Origin of the sequence: Aquirufa salirivi (genome assembly GCF_045310485.1) — a bacterium.
In the GTDB taxonomy this organism is placed as follows: domain Bacteria; phylum Bacteroidota; class Bacteroidia; order Cytophagales; family Spirosomataceae; genus Aquirufa; species Aquirufa salirivi.
This window is the reverse complement of the sequence record NZ_JBEWZH010000002.1, coordinates 130,169-146,248: the sequence shown is the minus strand read 5'-3', so window position 1 is coordinate 146,248 and position 16,080 is coordinate 130,169. Positions and strand designations below refer to the sequence as shown.

The 16,080-nt window shown below is 37.5% G+C and carries 13 protein-coding genes and 1 riboswitch; of the genes, 8 read left to right on the top strand and 5 right to left on the bottom strand.

Annotation, left to right across the window (positions count from 1 at the left end):
- The first annotated feature begins 59 nt into the window (after nt 1–59).
- The 3 genes from U0R11_RS03030 (at nt 60) to U0R11_RS03020 (ending at nt 4,931) form a co-directional block, all read left to right on the top strand.
- Nucleotides 60–1,139, top strand: coding sequence for a PorP/SprF family type IX secretion system membrane protein (locus tag U0R11_RS03030; RefSeq protein ID WP_406749738.1), 1,080 nt, complete (start codon nt 60–62; stop codon nt 1,137–1,139).
- 105 nt (nt 1,140–1,244) lie between these two features.
- On the top strand, nt 1,245–3,821 hold the full coding sequence (locus U0R11_RS03025) for an SLBB domain-containing protein (protein WP_406749737.1): 2,577 nt from the start codon (nt 1,245–1,247) through the stop codon (nt 3,819–3,821).
- A gap of 6 nt (nt 3,822–3,827) precedes the next feature.
- The gene (locus U0R11_RS03020) at nt 3,828–4,931 is read left to right on the top strand and encodes a Wzz/FepE/Etk N-terminal domain-containing protein (protein WP_406749736.1); all 1,104 of its coding nucleotides are present in this window, start codon (nt 3,828–3,830) and stop codon (nt 4,929–4,931) included.
- Nucleotides 4,932–5,007: 76 nt separating this feature from the next.
- Here the strand turns inward: U0R11_RS03020 and infB are convergent, their stop codons facing one another.
- Genes infB through U0R11_RS03005 form a run of 3 tightly spaced genes read right to left on the bottom strand, consistent with a single transcriptional unit; the run spans nt 5,008 to nt 9,594 of the window.
- Nucleotides 5,008–7,812, bottom strand: a complete 2,805-nt coding sequence (infB, locus tag U0R11_RS03015; RefSeq protein ID WP_406749735.1) for a translation initiation factor IF-2 — start codon at nt 7,810–7,812, stop codon at nt 5,008–5,010.
- A gap of 41 nt (nt 7,813–7,853) precedes the next feature.
- The gene (nusA, locus tag U0R11_RS03010; protein ID WP_406749734.1) at nt 7,854–9,101 is read right to left on the bottom strand and encodes a transcription termination factor NusA; all 1,248 of its coding nucleotides are present in this window, start codon (nt 9,099–9,101) and stop codon (nt 7,854–7,856) included.
- A gap of 16 nt (nt 9,102–9,117) precedes the next feature.
- The gene (locus U0R11_RS03005) at nt 9,118–9,594 is read right to left on the bottom strand and encodes a ribosome maturation factor RimP (RefSeq protein ID WP_406749733.1); all 477 of its coding nucleotides are present in this window, start codon (nt 9,592–9,594) and stop codon (nt 9,118–9,120) included.
- A gap of 208 nt (nt 9,595–9,802) precedes the next feature.
- Here U0R11_RS03005 and U0R11_RS03000 point away from each other — a divergent pair, with 208 nt between their 5' ends.
- Entirely contained in the window at nt 9,803–10,618 is an 816-nt protein-coding gene (locus U0R11_RS03000; protein WP_406749732.1) for an enoyl-ACP reductase FabI, read from the top strand.
- Nucleotides 10,619–10,710: 92 nt separating this feature from the next.
- Nucleotides 10,711–11,193 carry a DUF4833 domain-containing protein gene (locus tag U0R11_RS02995; protein WP_406749731.1) on the top strand — a complete coding sequence of 161 codons (483 nt, stop codon included), beginning with the start codon at nt 10,711–10,713 and terminating at the stop codon, nt 11,191–11,193.
- A 215-nt stretch (nt 11,194–11,408) separates the two neighbouring features.
- Here U0R11_RS02995 and U0R11_RS02990 read toward each other — a convergent pair whose 3' ends face one another.
- A complete protein-coding gene (locus U0R11_RS02990) occupies nt 11,409–13,367 on the bottom strand; it encodes a TonB-dependent receptor plug domain-containing protein (RefSeq protein ID WP_406749730.1) in 1,959 nt (652 codons plus the stop codon).
- Between the two features lie 74 nt (nt 13,368–13,441).
- A riboswitch (cobalamin riboswitch) is annotated at nt 13,442–13,637 on the bottom strand.
- A gap of 120 nt (nt 13,638–13,757) precedes the next feature.
- Between U0R11_RS02990 and U0R11_RS02985 the strand changes: the two genes are divergently transcribed.
- The 3 genes from U0R11_RS02985 to U0R11_RS02975 are packed head-to-tail and all read left to right on the top strand — an operon-like array spanning nt 13,758 to nt 15,599.
- Nucleotides 13,758–14,324, top strand: a complete 567-nt coding sequence (locus tag U0R11_RS02985) for a DNA-3-methyladenine glycosylase I (RefSeq protein WP_406749729.1) — start codon at nt 13,758–13,760, stop codon at nt 14,322–14,324.
- A gap of 4 nt (nt 14,325–14,328) precedes the next feature.
- Nucleotides 14,329–15,060, top strand: coding sequence for a polyprenol monophosphomannose synthase (locus U0R11_RS02980; protein WP_406749728.1), 732 nt, complete (start codon nt 14,329–14,331; stop codon nt 15,058–15,060).
- Nucleotides 15,057–15,599: a CopD family protein gene (locus U0R11_RS02975; RefSeq protein WP_406749727.1), complete on the top strand. Its 543-nt coding sequence runs from the start codon at nt 15,057–15,059 to the stop codon at nt 15,597–15,599. The genes U0R11_RS02980 and U0R11_RS02975 overlap by 4 nt, the downstream gene beginning before the upstream one ends.
- On the opposite strand, the gene smpB is transcribed toward U0R11_RS02975, so the two are convergent.
- Nucleotides 15,596–16,057: an SsrA-binding protein SmpB gene (smpB, locus tag U0R11_RS02970; protein WP_269004586.1), complete on the bottom strand. Its 462-nt coding sequence runs from the start codon at nt 16,055–16,057 to the stop codon at nt 15,596–15,598. The genes U0R11_RS02975 and smpB overlap by 4 nt on opposite strands.
- Nucleotides 16,058–16,080: the final 23 nt, after the last annotated feature.

Sequence of the window (16,080 nt, the reverse complement as noted above, 5' to 3'; positions counted from 1 at the left end):
AAGCACAAAATAACGTAAAATATTGGTTTTTGAAAAGCTAAGTACTAAATTGCTAGGCTATGCGACGTAAACTCGGATCATACCGTATTGTTTTTTTCCTCATAGGCACATTCTTGATGGGCTCAATGAAATTACTTGCGCAAGACCCTCAGCTTTCCCAATTCTATTCTGCGCCACTTTTAATTTCACCGGCTTTTGCAGGAATCAATAATACGTCCAAAGTAAATTTCAATCACCGTAACCAATGGCCTAATCTTAGTTCAAGTTACCAGTTTTCCTCTTTGACCGCTGATATCAATTTTTCGAGCATCAATAGTGGCGTAGGATTGCTTATGACGACAGATAAGCAATTTTCTAATCTACAAACGACGTCGATTGGTTTACAGTATGCTTATCACATCAATTTGGCCGAAGAAAGTTCCATTTCAGTCGGTATACAAAGTTCCTACGTCAACCGAGGATTAGACTATTCCAATTTGATTTTTGGAGATCAATTTGTCAATGGAAGTATCAGTCAAAACAGTGATGACCCCATTTTAAAGAATTGGGAGAAGAATGGTGCTTCAACAAACTACATGGACTTTTCTACGGGTGCCTTGCTCAATCTTAGAAACTCCTGGATAGGTTTATCTGTACATCATCTAAATACACCTAATCAGTCATTATCGAGTAGTACATCTACGATCAACTCGCCTGTAGCTATGAAATTCAGCATTCAAGTGGGCACAAAGATCATGTTGGAGGATAGTTATTTTGAACAAAACTCCTACCGATCTCGAAATACGGAAAAAAGTATCAGCCCTGTCTTGAATTACAAACATCAAGGTACATTTGACCAATTAGATGTGGGTGCTTATTTAACCCTTTCTCCCATTGTTTTAGGGGCTTGGTACCGTGGAGTACCTATCAAAAAAAGCAATGATGGAATCATGAATAGTCGAGAATCTATTGTGGCTTTGGTTGGATACCGACAAGATAATTTCTCCGTAGGGTATTCGTATGATTTAACTATTTCAAAACTAGGCTTACCTTCTGGAGGTGCTCATGAAATTTCTGTTGCTTACTTATTTGATTGGGATATATCCTTGAAAAAACCATATTTAAAAATTAAAAGGACTTTGGCTTGTCCGAAATTTTAAAGAAAAACAATCTCATGCATATCCATATTACCCTAAAGAGGCTTAAGGTGCTCTGCAAAAAAAGTCTTAGATTTGTAAATATGTTGTTCATCTATACTACTTACCATGAGGTTGTTCTATAAAATCCACTCTTCCTCCTTTTTTACACTTATTTTTTTGCTATTTGTCCATATTTCGTTTGGTCAGGTAACACAACAAGGGAAAAAAAATATTGAAGACTTAACGGATGATCAAATAGCGCTTTTCTTTCAAAAGGCGCAAGCTAGCGGTATGACTGAATTGCAAATAGAACAAGCAGCCATAGCCCAAGGATATACAGCAGTAGACATTGCCAAAATGAGAGATAGGCTAAATGGATTACAAACTGGAAACAACACGAATAATTCTGGCAATATTAATAATCAGACATCGAATTCCAATTCAACTCCTGGGATGAAAGAAACCATGTCTAAAAGAAAAACGACTGGGAAGTTAAGTGTCAAAAAAAGGGATCCTAATTCGTACGAAGACAGCGAAAATATCTTTGACTCCAATTCAAATAGTGAATTCGTGCCTAAGATTAAAAAATCATTGGATGAACAACTCTTTACACCAGAAGAAAGAATATTTCTCTCGCAACCCCTGAACGTATATAACGACAGTTTAGTTAAAGTGTACAAAGAATTACAAATAAGAAAATCAAAAGCTTTAGAGAAAGTAATATTTGGAGCTGATTTATTTGATACGGAAACATTAAACTTTGAACCTGATCTAAAAATTGCTACACCCAGCAATTACACGTTAGGTCCTGACGACGAACTAAATATTGATATTTTTGGCGATGTACTAGATAATTTTAAAGTTACAGTTAGTGCAGAAGGGACAGTTAAAATCTTAAACTTAAGTCCGATCTATGTCAATGGCCTAAGTATAGATGCCGCTTCCAATAGAATCATTGGTCGACTGCGTCAATTATATCAAGGATTAAATAAACCAGGGAGCGGCTCCTCTGCTCAAGTAACGTTAGGGAACGTTAGAAGCATTAAAGTCACATTAACTGGAGAGGTGAAGTTCCCCGGTAGTTATACCGTATCTTCTCTAGCTACCATATTCAATGCGCTATATTTAGCGGGTGGGCCAAGTGCCAATGGTTCATATAGAAACATCCGATTAATCCGAGGTAATAAAACAATTAGGACCTTAGATTTATATGACTTCTTATTAAAAGCGGATCAAAAAGATAACATTCATTTACAGGATCAAGATATCATTCGTATTTCTGATTATGAAACACGCGTGGAATTAATTGGAGAGGTTAAACGTCCCATGATTTTCGAAACATTAAAAGGAGAAACGTTAAAAGATGTCTTACGTTTTGCAGGAGGATTTACTAGTAAAGCGTATACCTATTCCATTCCTGTGACACGTAATACTTCAAGGGAATTGAAGTTAATGAATATCACTCAAGATGAAGTTTCTAATTTTTTACCACAAAATGGCGACAAATATGCGATTGGCGCTATCATCGAACGATTTGAAAACAGAGTAGAGATCGAAGGAGCTGTATTTAGACCTGGCATGTATGCTTTGGAATCTGGAGCTAATACGGTAAAAGAATTAATCAAAAGGGCTGAAGGTACCAGAGAAGATGCTTTTCTAAGTAGAGCCACCATAACACGTCGCCAAGAAAATTTTGAACCCCAAATCATTTCAATTGATTTAGGAAGAATTTTACGTGGTGAAATCGCCGATGTTCCCCTTCAAAGAGAAGATATTATTAAAGTATTTACTGTTTCTAGTTTAAAGGAAAAAAGAACCGTCAGTATTTTTGGTGAAGTTAATTTAGAAGGAGACTTTGAATATAAAGATGGCATGAAAGTGGGTGATTTAATCCTTATGGCCAAAGGATTTAAAGAAGGAGCAAGTTATTCTAAATTAGAATTAGCCCGACGAATCATTACGCACGGTCAAGGTACGATCACAGATGAAAAGATTGATATCAAAACGTTTAGTATAGATGGAAATTTACAGGTTTCCAATGAAGGAAGTCAGTATGTATTGACCCCATTTGATATACTCTCGGTACGTCGTTCTCCTGATTATGAGGAGCAAAGATCAGTTACTATAGAGGGTATGATCAATTATCCAGGTGTTTACGCCTTGAAAAACAATAAACAAAAACTTTCCGATATCATTGATATGTCTGGTGGCTTAAAAGATGGTGCATATTTAGAAGGCGCTCAGTTGTACCGTCGATCCATCATAGTAGGGGTAAATTTAAAAGAAATCTTAAATAACCCTAATTCTAAGGAAAATATGCTTTTAATGTCTAATGACTCTCTATTTATACCAAGAGCACTTCAAACAGTAAAACTATCAGGAGCTTTACAAAACCCTATTTCTGTATCCTATAGAGAGGGCTATTCCCTAACGGATTATATTGCCGAAGCTGGTGGATTTGCCCCCAATGCCATAAAAAGTCAAATATTTGTTAAAAGCCCCAATGGCCTTTCGACCCAAACGAAAAAATTTCTATTTTTCAAAAATTACCCTCGCGTCTTACCTGGATCTGAAATCGTTGTTAATGGAATACCTCCAGGAACTAAAAAAGGTTTAAGTACGGCTGAAATCATTGGACTTAGTACGAGTTTAGCTTCCTTCTCGATTACAATTATCACATTAATTAATCAATTATCTAAATAAGTGGTAATGTCTAAAGAAAATAATAGTATTCATCCGAATATAAATAGTGGGGAAATCACAATTAATTTTGGTGAAATCCTTAGAGTTTTAAAATCATATTATCTATTTATTGGTATTACTGCCTTCATATTTGCTGGAATTGGGGCTATTTATTCTTTAACCATACCCAATGAATTTGTTGCCACCGTCAAGCTACTGCCTGAAATGGATAATAGAAGTAGTGGATCTAATTTAGGTGGATTAAAGTCGATAGCTGGATTGGCTGGTGTCGATTTAGGTAGTGGTTTGGGATCTGACTTAGTAAAACCAGACATTTATCCAAACATAGTTCAAAGCACACCCTTTTTATTAGAGGCTCTACAAAGCAACATTTATGTCCAAAAACATAAAAAATGGTTACAAGTTTATGATTATCTAATAGCTTATCCAGAAACGCCACCATTACAAATTTTTAGTTTTAATCAGTCTGTACAAGCTCCAAAGAAAACAACAGGCATCCAATCGCCTAAATCAACTATATCTTCTGAATTAATCCAACTTAATAAAAGCCAATATTACGCAGTTAATAATTTAAGAAGGAGAATAAAGGCCGAATTTGACAAAAAAACAGGTGTCATCATGATTTCAGTCAAAATGACTGATCCTGTTGCAGCAGCCAATTTAACAAGCTTTACACAATCCTATTTAACGAAATATGTCATTAGTTATAGAATGGAAAAGGTACTGAAAGAACTGAAATTTTTACAAGATCGACTTTTAGATGCTCGAAAATCTTATGACAATGCCTTAAGTAGACTATCTACTTACCGAGATCAGCATAGAAATACATTCTTACAAGTAGCTAAGGATCAAGAAAAAAAACTTCAATATGAGGTAGACATTGCCTTTAATTTATATGCTGGCTTAAATACGCAAGTAACTGATTCCAAAGTCAAAGTTCAGCGAGAAACACCCGTATTTAAAGTGTTAGAACCAGCCCAAGTACCCTTACAAAAATCTGATCCCCAACGTACTATTATTACGCTTAGCTTCCTCTTTTTTGGGCTTTTTCTATCATTAATCATTGTATTTTTTAGAAGTGTCAATCTAAAGAAATTGCTTTCACAGTAAATAAATTAATAGCTTTTACATTAAAAAAGGCCGATTCTTTCGAATCGGCCTTTTTATGTTATCATGCATTGAAATTTTATTTCAGTGTACGTTTTACTTCTTTCATTTCGTAACATTCAATAGTATCTCCCATTTCTAGGTCATTGAAATTCTTGATGGACAATCCACATTCGTAACCAAACTTAACTTCTGCCACATCATCTTTAAAACGCTTCAAAGCAGAAATCTCACCTTCATGTACCACCACAAAGTCACGAATCACTCGGATTTTATTGGCACGCTTCACTGTTCCATCCAATACATAGCAACCTGCTACCGTACCAATTTTAGAGATTTTGAATACATCACGTACTTCAATATTCGAAGTAATCACCTCTTCAAAAGTAGGGGCCAACATACCTTCCATCGCTGCTTTGATTTCATCAATCGCTTGGTAGATAATCGAGTAGTTTCTAATTTCAATCTGCTCAGCTTCAGCCAATTTACGGGCATTCACTGATGGACGAACTTGGAAAGCAATAATAACGGCATCAGAAGTAGACGCTAGGGCTACATCTGATTCTGAAACCTGACCTACCCCTTTATGAATAATTCTTACTTGAACCTCTTCGGTAGATAGCTTTAATAAAGAGTCAGACAATGCCTCTACGGAACCATCTACGTCACCTTTAACAATCACATTCAACTCCCGGAAAGTACCAATAGCCTTACGACGACCAATTTCTTCCAGCGTAATATGTTTTCTAGTACGTAATGATTGCTCACGTAAGATTTGCTCACGCTTATTCGCTATTTCACGAGCTTCACGCTCATTTTCTAAGCAAAGTAATTTATCTCCAGCTTGAGGAGCACCATTCAAACCTAAGACTTGAACTGGTGTTGATGGGCCCGCTTTTTTGATTTTATTACCGTGGTGGTCAAACATGGCCTTTACGCGACCATAATTATCTCCAGCCAACATCATATCTCCGATGTTTAAGGTTCCTGATTGAATTAATAAGGTAGTCACATATCCACGGCCTTTATCTAATTCTGCCTCAATTACAGAACCAATTGCCTTTTTATTTGGATTGGCTTTCAAATCTAATAATTCAGCTTCCAACAATACCTTTTCCAATAAGTCGTCAATACCCAATCCTGATTTAGAAGAAATTTCTTGACATTGGTATTTACCACCCCAATCTTCCACTAACATATTCATGGCAGCTAATTCCTCACGAACTTTATCTGGATTTGCTCCATCTTTATCTACTTTAGAAAAAGCAAATACGATAGGTACACCAGCCACCATAGCATGATTAATTGCTTCTTTAGTTTGTGGCATCACTGAATCATCCGCTGCAATTACAATAATGACAACGTCAGTGATTTTAGCACCCCTAGCACGCATCGCGGTAAAGGCTTCGTGACCAGGTGTATCTAAGAAGGTTACTTTCTTTCCCGATTCCGTTTGTACCGAATAAGCTCCAATATGCTGAGTAATACCACCAGCTTCACCTGCTGCTACTTTAGCACGACGGATATAATCCAATAAGGAAGTTTTACCATGGTCAACGTGACCCATGATCGTCACAATGGGTGCTCTTGGAACTAAATCAGCTGGATCATCTTCCACTTCTATTTCAACAGCATCAATTTCTTCTTCTGCTGAAATAAAACTTACTTCAAACCCAAACTCATCAGCTATAATGGTAATAGCTTCGGCATCCAAACGTTGGTTAATCGAAACAAACATACCTAAACTCATACAAGTAGAAATAACTTCATTCACGGAAACATCCATCAATGAGGCTAGATCACTCGCTGAAATAAACTCAGTTACCTTTAAGATTTTTGATTCTTCATCTTCAGCTAATTGACGAGCTTCATCCGCCTCTGCACGTTCTCTACGCTTAACTCGTCGCTTATCCGCTCCAAAACTCTGCTTGTTGGTTGCTCCTTGCAAGCGGGCCATGGTAGCCTTAATCTGCTCTTGAATATCTTTATCAGAAAGCTCTTCCTTTGGACCACCTGGTTTAGCACCTGGAGTAGCCGGCTTCTTCCCAAAGTCCTTTTTCTTGAAGTCTCCTCCTCCCCCAGCTGGTGCCGGACGATTCGTTGTATCATTAGAAACAGGTCTCTTTTCTTCTTTAATTATACGCTTTCTCTTGTGTTTTTTATCACCAGAGCGATCACTTGGAGTAGGTAATTCAATTTTACCTAAAACAGTCAGACCTTTTAATGTTTCTCCTTTTGCCTCAATCAGCTGAATATCAGGAGTTGTTGATTCTACCACTGGAGGTACAACAGGTGCTACTGGAGCAACTACAGGTTTAACTTCCTCCTTAATGGGTTCAACAACTTCTTGAATAGGCTCTACTTTAGCTTCGGGAACTACTGGAGCAACAGGCTCTACCACTTTTTCTTCTACTACTTGGGGAGCCTCCACTTGTTTCTCAACTGGCTTTGGCGTAATAGGATGGCCCTTTTTGTCTAAATCGATTCTACCCAATACTTTTAAACCCATTGGTCTAGGTTCCTCTTCTTGCTTTGGCTCAGGTTTAACAACCTCCACCACGGGAACTTCAACAACTGGAACTGGTTCTGGAGTAGGTGCCACGACTTCTACCACAGGGGCAGGTTCTGGCTTTTTCTCCACGACCACAACAGGTTCTGGCACAACTACTTCTTCAACAGCTTTTTTAGGTGCTTCAGAAGCTTCCAAAATATGATTCGCATCATACTCTCTAGCCAATAAGCTAAGCTGCTCAAAATTTAATTTGGCATTTGGGTTATTATCAATTTTGTGACCCTTAGCAGAAAGAAACTGAAGGATCGTAGACGTCCCCACGTTTATTTGTTTTGCTACAAGGCTCAATCGCATTGTCTTTTCTTCTGCCATAAAAATTACAAAATACTATAATTCATTCAATGTGTTACAACTTACTCAAATTCAGCACGAAGAATCGATAAGATATCTTCGATAGTCCCCTCTTCCAACTCCGTTCTACGCTCTAACTCTTCTTTAGATAAAGCTAAAACCTGCTTGGCTGTATCCAAACCAATTTTATGTAGTTCATCCAAAATCCAAGCGTCAATGTCGTCAGAGAATTCATTCAATTCTACATCCTCCTCGTCCAATTCATCCTTAGGAACATCACGGAAGACGTCAATTTCATATCCCACTAACTTACCTGCTAATTTAATGTTTTGACCGCCACGACCAATCGCCATGGAAACTTGATCTGAGTTTAAGAATACCGAAATACGCTTACGCTCTTTATCAATAGTCATCGAGTTCAATTTAGCCGGACTCAAGGTTCTGGCTACCAATAACTCTAAATTATCAGTGAAGTTAATCACGTCAATATTTTCATTCTGCAATTCACGAACAATACCATGAATACGAGATCCTTTCATACCCACACATGCTCCAACTGGATCAATGCGGTCATCATAGGACTCAACAGCTACTTTGGCACGCTCACCTGGCTCACGAACAATCTTACGAATCGTGATGGTACCATCATAAATTTCTGGAATCTCTTGTTCAAACAAACGCTCCAAAAAGACAGGTGAAATACGTGAAAGAATGATACGAGGTGTACCATTCGCCATTTCCACCTTATGAATAATGGCTTTAATTGTTTCCCCCTTCTTGAAACGATCCTTAGGAATCATTTCCGTTTTTGGCAAAATCAATTCATTGTCTTCGTTATCCAATAAGATTAACTCACGACCTAAAATTTGGTATACTTCAGAGCTTACTAATTCTCCAACTAAATCTTTATATTTATCGTAAAGACTCTCCTTTTCAATATCCTTAATCTTTTGAATCAAAGTCTGACGAGCTGTTTGAACCACACGACGACCAAAATCCTCTAGTTTAATCAATTCAGCCACTTCTTCTCCAATCTCAAAATCGGGCTCAATTAATTTCGCTTCTGACAATGGAATTTTATCAAAATCCCAAATATCCTCTGAATTATCGTCCACGATTTCACGTGTACGCCACATCTCTAAATCGCCACTCTCGGGATTGATAATCACATTGAAGTTTTCATCGGAACCAAATTTCTTACGAATCATGGTACGAAATACATCTTCTAAAACCGCAATCATTGACGGTTTATCAATGTTCTTTTCCCGAGCAAACTCTGCAAATGACGAAATTAATTCAACACTGTTCATTGCTATCTCTCTTTTTTTATTGAAATGACACTTGTACTTTAATTTTATCTATATCTGCCAAAGGAAACCAAGTAGACTCCTTTGCCACAATCACGCGATGTTTCAGCGTTTTCTCTGTTAATATTTCAATCGAATCCTCCTTGTAAGCCAATATGGCTCCTTCCACTTGCCCTTCTTTTTTCATCCAAACTTTTACCTTTCGACCCAAGTTCTTTTGAAACTGCCATCCCTGTGTTAGCGGGAAATCTAAACCAGGAGAAGATACTTCTAAATTATAAGCTTCCTCAATCCAAACATTCTCTTCTATGTGATGAGCCAATTTACGACTCAATAAAGCGCATTCATCAATGGAAATACCTTCTAATGTGTCCACTAGGATTGTTACAAGACTACGTTTGCCGCCTTGTGAAACCTGTAAATCAACTAAAAAAATAGGACCATCTCCCACATAAGCCAACAACCACTCCCTAATTTTTTCTGATAAATCACCCATGCTTTTTCAATTGAAAACAAAAAGAGGGATTAAAAAACCCCTCTTCATTTCTTAAATTTCCTCTGCAATTTACGCATAATTTTCTAAATAACAACCCATTCAGCAAATAGAATGGTATTTGAGATGAATAAATCCATTCTATTCTGAGAAAAAATTCGTTACTTTGGAAGCAAAATCACAAAATTTCAATCGATCTAGATCGCTTCTTATGGCATATCAATTACTCAAAGGAAAAAGAGGTATTATCTCTGGCGCGTTAAACGTAGATTCCATCGCCTGGAAAATTGCAGAAAGAGCTCACGAAGAAGGGGCCACTTTCACCTTAACCAATGCACCACTCGCTATGCGTATGGGCGAAATCAATCATTTAGCCGAAAAATGTGGCGCTAAAGTTATTGGTGCGGATGCCACCTCGATTGAAGACTTAGAAAAATTATACGACGAGTCCATTGAATATTTAGGTGGACCAATCGATTTTGTATTACATTCCATTGGAATGAGTACCAATATTCGTAAAGGACGTGAATACGGAGATTTAAACTACGAATGGTTTTTAAAATCATTGGATGTTTCTGCTCTATCTTTTCATAAAATGCTTCAAGTCGCTCAGAAAAAAGATGCTATTTCTCAAGGAGGCTCAGTAGTTGCACTTTCCTACATTGCAGCTCAACGTTCATTCCCTGATTACACGGATATGGCTCAAGCTAAAGCTATGCTAGAATCCATTGCTCGCTCATATGGTTACCACTATGGTAAAGCCAAAGGGGTTCGTATTAATACTGTTTCCCAATCACCTACTAAGACTACTGCAGGAACGGGAATTAGTGGTTTCAATGCCTTTTATGAGTATGCGAATCAAATGTCTCCCCTTGGAAACGCTACGGCTGATGAATGTGCTGACTATGTCATCACTTTATTTTCAGATTTAACTCGCAAAGTAACGATGCAAAACTTGTTCCATGATGGAGGATTTTCTTGTGTAGGCATTTCTGAGGAAATCGTTGAAAAAATGGAAAAACAATAATCATTTTCTTATTTCATCGAGGCTTTCTATTGAATATTCCGTCTGCTTTTATTCGTATTTTCCTGTGGCTAGCAATAGGCACTTTACCCGCAATGGCTAAAGTAGGACTATTTCCTACTCCACCAGAAAGTGCCATACGTTTGTTCTACATTCAACGTAGTTCCAATTCAAATGTAGTCGTTTATGATGCCAATTTAACATCAAACAAAGCACTGAATGCTAAAAACCCAGTGCATACCTATTGGATTCGCTATACCGAAAAAGGCCAACAAGAAGAATTATCTTCCATACAGAAGACCTTGGCCTATGGACTGTATACCAATAAAATCAATAGCGAATTAGAGCCTTCCTATGAAGGTTATTTCTTAGCTTATCGTAAGAGAAAATTTGTGGTCAAACTGGACCCGAAAGGGGTTCCCATTGCTCTGTTCCCCATCAATGGTAAGTTGCAAATATTAAAGCGTATCTTTGTCAATGTAGATGAAAGCAAATTCTTGCCTTCCGTAAATTATATTGAGTTGTTTGGCAAAGATCCTGTTTCTGGGAAAGATGCCTATGAGCGATTTAAGCCTTAAAATCACCAACGCTGTCAAGGTTTAAAACCTTGACAGCGTTGGTGATTTTCCGTAATTTTTTTCAAAAACTCCTCCAACTTATTGGATTAATTTCAACATATCAATTCATTGGTATTTTGAAAAATTTATCAATTTTTAACCCTTCTGGAAAGAGCAAAATAGATACATTTGCCTAACGCTGTCAAGGTTTTAAACCTTGACAGCGTTGTTGATCACTACCAACTATACTTAAGCGCCAATACCGCATTCAAAGGCTGCGTTGCATATCCATAAGATTCCACAAATAATTGATTATATACATTCTTAATCAATAGATTGATATGTATGTGCTTATTCAACTCATAACTACTTTGCAATTCAGCCCAAACATAGGGCTTCAATTCCTTAGATACGACAGAAAACAACGCTTCATCATATACAAAATCTGTCCTTCTTGCTTGCCAATGATGCAACAATGACACCTGCCACTGACTACTTAGTCGAAGTCCCAAATTTAATACGACAGCATGGGCCGGCCGTCTTATCAAAGAGGAATATGTACTATCTTTCCCTGCAAATTTGTTCTTCATGGTACCATCTAAAAAGGTATAATTCAATGTGGCACTAATACGACCCTTGCGGTAAGCTCCCTCCAATTCGATTCCTTGTGTACTTTGTTTTGACACATTCACATATTGCCCATAGGGGTCTACATTCTTGGATTGAAATACGATTCCATCCTTTACCTGATTCTGAAATCCAAGCAACCTTGCCGACCAAATGGCATCCAAATACGACAAACCAACTTCTAAAGTTGAACCTAGTTCAGGTTTTAATTCATTATTACCATAGGGAGAAAACAATTGATATAGAGAAGGAACTTTAAATCCTGTATATCCATTAGCAAATAGCTTCCATGGTGTAGACAAAAACACATAAGGATTGATATTAAATGTGGTAAAGTCTCCAAAGTTGGATGATTTATTCCATCGCGTTCCTACTTCTATACCTCCTTTTTGCCAATTCTTTTGAAGCGTGGCATAAGTGGCCCAAATGGATTGATTGGCTTTTTCTGGCGCCAACGATGGTGAATCATATCGACCAAAAGCACTAATGGAATAATCGGATTGCAAGGTATTTTGATACCGATATTCCGTACCTGCCAACAAAACATATTCTTTCCCCAAAGACCATTTGCCATACCATTCAAGCCCTTGGCTCTTGCCATGATATGAGGAAAAAGAAAAATTTGACCATGCATTCGCTGCTATAAACGTAGAATCATTCTTGAATTCACGATGTATGATTTCATGAAATGCGCGTAAATACCAGCTTGTATTTTCCCCTTTAAATTGATATTGCAACCGCAAAGAACTTGAATTTGCCTGGGCTGTATAATCTTTTTCGTCGGCAAATGGCCCAGCATCTAAATTACTTCGGTTAGCATTCCATTGATAATAAACATCCAACCAAGATTTTTCACCAATTGGTCGAGACCAAGCCAAATGAACCTGTTGCTGTCGAAATCCATCTTTTTCGTAGTTCCCAACTGTATCTTTTGCAGCAGAATATCCTTGACTTACAAAATCTCGAACCTGAATATTCCATTGATTCTTAGCAATAGCACCTCGAACTTGTGCCGCCGTATTCAACTCCCCAATACTTCCTGCTTGAATTTGAACATGGCCTTGTACTTGCTTAGAACTCGTTTTTTGAGTTACTAAATTGATAACCCCAGCCATGGCATCAGAACCATACAAGGTGGATTGACCACCTTTCAATATTTCAATCCGCTCCAAAGAGCTGATATCCAATAAATTCCAATCCATCACTTGTGAAATGTGAGATGGATCATTTACGGGAAAACCATCAATCAATAACAATACATGTCCCGTGTTGGCTCCACGAACATATATTTCTTGATTGGATCCGGGTGCGCTTCTAGCCCCATTTACTGAAATTCCTACCTGACTTTGCAAGACTTCCGCCAAACTTTTACCTGCCATTTGGTCTAGTTGAGCCCGGCTAATCAAACTAATAACTTTACCAGTTTGATTTAATTTTTGAGGATACTTTGGTGCAGATACTTGTACCTCTGACAATAATTGTGAGTCAGCAGATTGCTGAGCAAAAACCACGGCGCTAGGGAATAAAATTGCCCCCAATGCCAAGCATTGCGATTTAAAATGAAACATGATGTTTAGCCTCTCAGCTATAAAATTGAAAAAATACTCGAACGCTCGATCTCGTCTCATCCTCCGTAATGCGACATCAAGAATTGAAAAAGGCAGGTCTCCTGACTCGTTTTCATCATTTATCTGCCTTCCCAGAAAATCCAGTGGCTTTAAAAGGATAAATGTTTTTACAAAAACTTACAGTTGCGGGGACAGTTTTGGCTTTTACCAAATTCCCTATTAAGTGACAATCTTTAAGAAAAATTACACACCCTTATCTAATTTCAAAGGTATAAAATATTTCTTAGGATTTGAGAGCAAACAAGCATTGAATTCAGCTTTTGTGAAATTATCAGTTTTTAACAAGGCAAATCCCTTTAAATTCACTTGCTTGCAAGCTAATTCTGATATATGACGAATCTAACTCGATGTGGATGGGTCTCTTCTGACCCACTATATATAAATTATCATGATACCGAGTGGGGAAAACCGCTTCATGATGAACAAAAACTATTTGAACTATTGATATTAGAAGGCTTTCAATCTGGCTTAAGTTGGATTACTATTTTACGAAAAAGAGAAGATTTCAGGGAGACTTTTGACCAATTTGATTATCATCAAATAGCTCTTTGGACAGATGAAAAACTACAGGAATGTCTCTTAAACCCAAAAATTATTCGAAATCGGTTAAAAATCAATGCTGTTAAAATGAATGCGCAAGCATTTATCAAAATTCAGGAAAAATTTGGTAGCTTTGATCGCTACATTTGGGAATTTGTGAATTTCACCCCCATACAAAATCACTTCTTCAGTCATCAAGAATTGCCTAGCAGTACGGAACTCTCACTAACCATGAGCAAATCCCTGAAGAAATACGGTTTTAAATTCGTTGGCCCAACCATTTGCTATTCATTTATGCAAGCTGCGGGCCTAGTAAACGACCACATTACTGAATGTTTTTGCTACTCAAAAAAATAAATTTATGAATTCGAGGATTGTCATCGTCCCGACTTACAATGAAATTGAAAACATCCAAGCCATCATCGAAAAGGTGATGAGCCTAGCACCTCAATTTGATTTATTAATTGTGGATGATGGCTCACCTGATGGTACAGCTCAAGTAGTAAAACAAGTTCAATCCTCTTTTCCTGATAGAATCCACCTCATTGAACGTACAGGAAAATTAGGCCTAGGTACCGCCTATATCACTGGATTCAATTATTGCATTGAAAAGCAATACGATTATATCTTTGAAATGGATGCTGATTTCTCTCATAATCCAGACGATTTAGTTCGCTTATTTCAATCTTGTGAAGATGGTGCAGACATGGCCATTGGTTCACGATATATCAACGGTGTCAATGTGGTCAATTGGCCAATCGGGCGAGTTTTGATGTCGTATTTTGCTGGTTTTTATGTCCGTTTTATTACAGGAATGCCCATACAAGACGCCACAGCGGGGTTTGTTTGTTATCGAAGAAAAGTCTTAGAAACCATTCCTCTGCATGAAATCAAATTCATTGGCTATGCCTTTCAAGTTGAGATGAAATTTACTACTTGGAAATATGGCTTCAAGATTGTGGAAGTCCCTATAATTTTCACCGATCGAACGAAAGGCGAAAGTAAAATGTCTGCCAATATTTTTAAAGAAGCTATCTTTGGAGTCATTCAACTAAAAGTCAATAGTTTTTTCAAACGTTACCAAAGACCATGATCTATCCAATTATAAAATCACTGCACATCATTTTTGTGGTAAGTTGGTTTGCTGGATTATTCTATTTACCACGTCTATTGGTGTATCACGCAGAATCTCAAGATAAGACAGAGCCTGAGCGCACTATACTTTCTGCTCAATTTGAAAAAATGCAACAGGTATTATTCAATGCCATCATGATACCTGCTATGTTTTTAACTTGGATAACTGGCCTTAGCTTGGTGTATCTTCAATGGTGGGATGGATTTGGGCAACATACTTGGTTACACCTAAAGCTCGCCTTTGTCGTTGGAATTACCATCTACCATTTTTATTGCCGCCATATCATCTTACAGTTTCGTCGGCAGAATTTCATTTTCTCTGGGCCCCAACTTCGTCTATTCAATGAAATTGCCACCATTTTATTAGTATCGGTAGTCTTTCTTGTTGTGGGGAAAAATAGCTTAGATTGGCTATACGGATTGTTGGGATTCTCCCTTTTCGGGATACTCATTATGGCAGCAGTAAAGATGGCTAAACGCTTTCGAAATAAAGTTTAGGACAATTGTCTAGCCATTTCTCGTTTGACATCCTTCTCCTTGATATCTTCTCGTTTATCGAAACTCTTTTTACCTTTTGCTAAGGCAATGTTTAATTTGGCATAACCTTTGTCAGAAATAAATAAGCGAGTAGGAATGATTGTCAGACCCACATTCTTCAACTCTTTTTGAAGTTTTTTCAGCTCTCTTTTTGATAATAATAATTTCCGATCTCGAAGCGGTGTATGATTGAAGTGAGTGCCTTCTTCGTAGGTAGAAATATGCATATTTCTCACATATAATTCATCTTGCATAAAAAGGCAATAGGCATCTGTCAGGTTCGCTTTACCTTGACGGATGGATTTAATCTCCGTGCCAGTTAAAACCAATCCCGCAGTCCAAGTTTCTAAAAATGCATATTCAAAAGAAGCCCTTCTATTCTGGATTTCAACTTTCTTTTGAATTTTTTCTCTTGCCATAATACTACAAATAAAAAAGCCAC

Excerpts from the sequence above, each read along its gene's own strand:
- U0R11_RS03020 (WP_406749736.1), top strand. The coding sequence starts at position 3,828 with ATGTCTAAAGAAAATAATAGTATTCATCCGAATATAAATAGTGGGGAA.
- U0R11_RS02995 (WP_406749731.1), top strand. The coding sequence starts at position 10,711 with ATGGCTAAAGTAGGACTATTTCCTACTCCACCAGAAAGTGCCATACGT.
- U0R11_RS03030 (WP_406749738.1), top strand. The coding sequence starts at position 60 with ATGCGACGTAAACTCGGATCATACCGTATTGTTTTTTTCCTCATAGGC.
- nusA (WP_406749734.1), bottom strand. The coding sequence starts at position 9,101 with ATGAACAGTGTTGAATTAATTTCGTCATTTGCAGAGTTTGCTCGGGAA.
- infB (WP_406749735.1), bottom strand. The coding sequence starts at position 7,812 with ATGGCAGAAGAAAAGACAATGCGATTGAGCCTTGTAGCAAAACAAATA.
- smpB (WP_269004586.1), bottom strand. The coding sequence starts at position 16,057 with ATGGCAAGAGAAAAAATTCAAAAGAAAGTTGAAATCCAGAATAGAAGG.
- U0R11_RS02990 (WP_406749730.1), bottom strand. The coding sequence starts at position 13,367 with ATGTTTCATTTTAAATCGCAATGCTTGGCATTGGGGGCAATTTTATTC.
- U0R11_RS02980 (WP_406749728.1), top strand. The coding sequence starts at position 14,329 with ATGAATTCGAGGATTGTCATCGTCCCGACTTACAATGAAATTGAAAAC.
- U0R11_RS03005 (WP_406749733.1), bottom strand. The coding sequence starts at position 9,594 with ATGGGTGATTTATCAGAAAAAATTAGGGAGTGGTTGTTGGCTTATGTG.
- U0R11_RS02985 (WP_406749729.1), top strand. The coding sequence starts at position 13,758 with ATGACGAATCTAACTCGATGTGGATGGGTCTCTTCTGACCCACTATAT.
- U0R11_RS02975 (WP_406749727.1), top strand. The coding sequence starts at position 15,057 with ATGATCTATCCAATTATAAAATCACTGCACATCATTTTTGTGGTAAGT.
- U0R11_RS03000 (WP_406749732.1), top strand. The coding sequence starts at position 9,803 with ATGGCATATCAATTACTCAAAGGAAAAAGAGGTATTATCTCTGGCGCG.
- U0R11_RS03025 (WP_406749737.1), top strand. The coding sequence starts at position 1,245 with ATGAGGTTGTTCTATAAAATCCACTCTTCCTCCTTTTTTACACTTATT.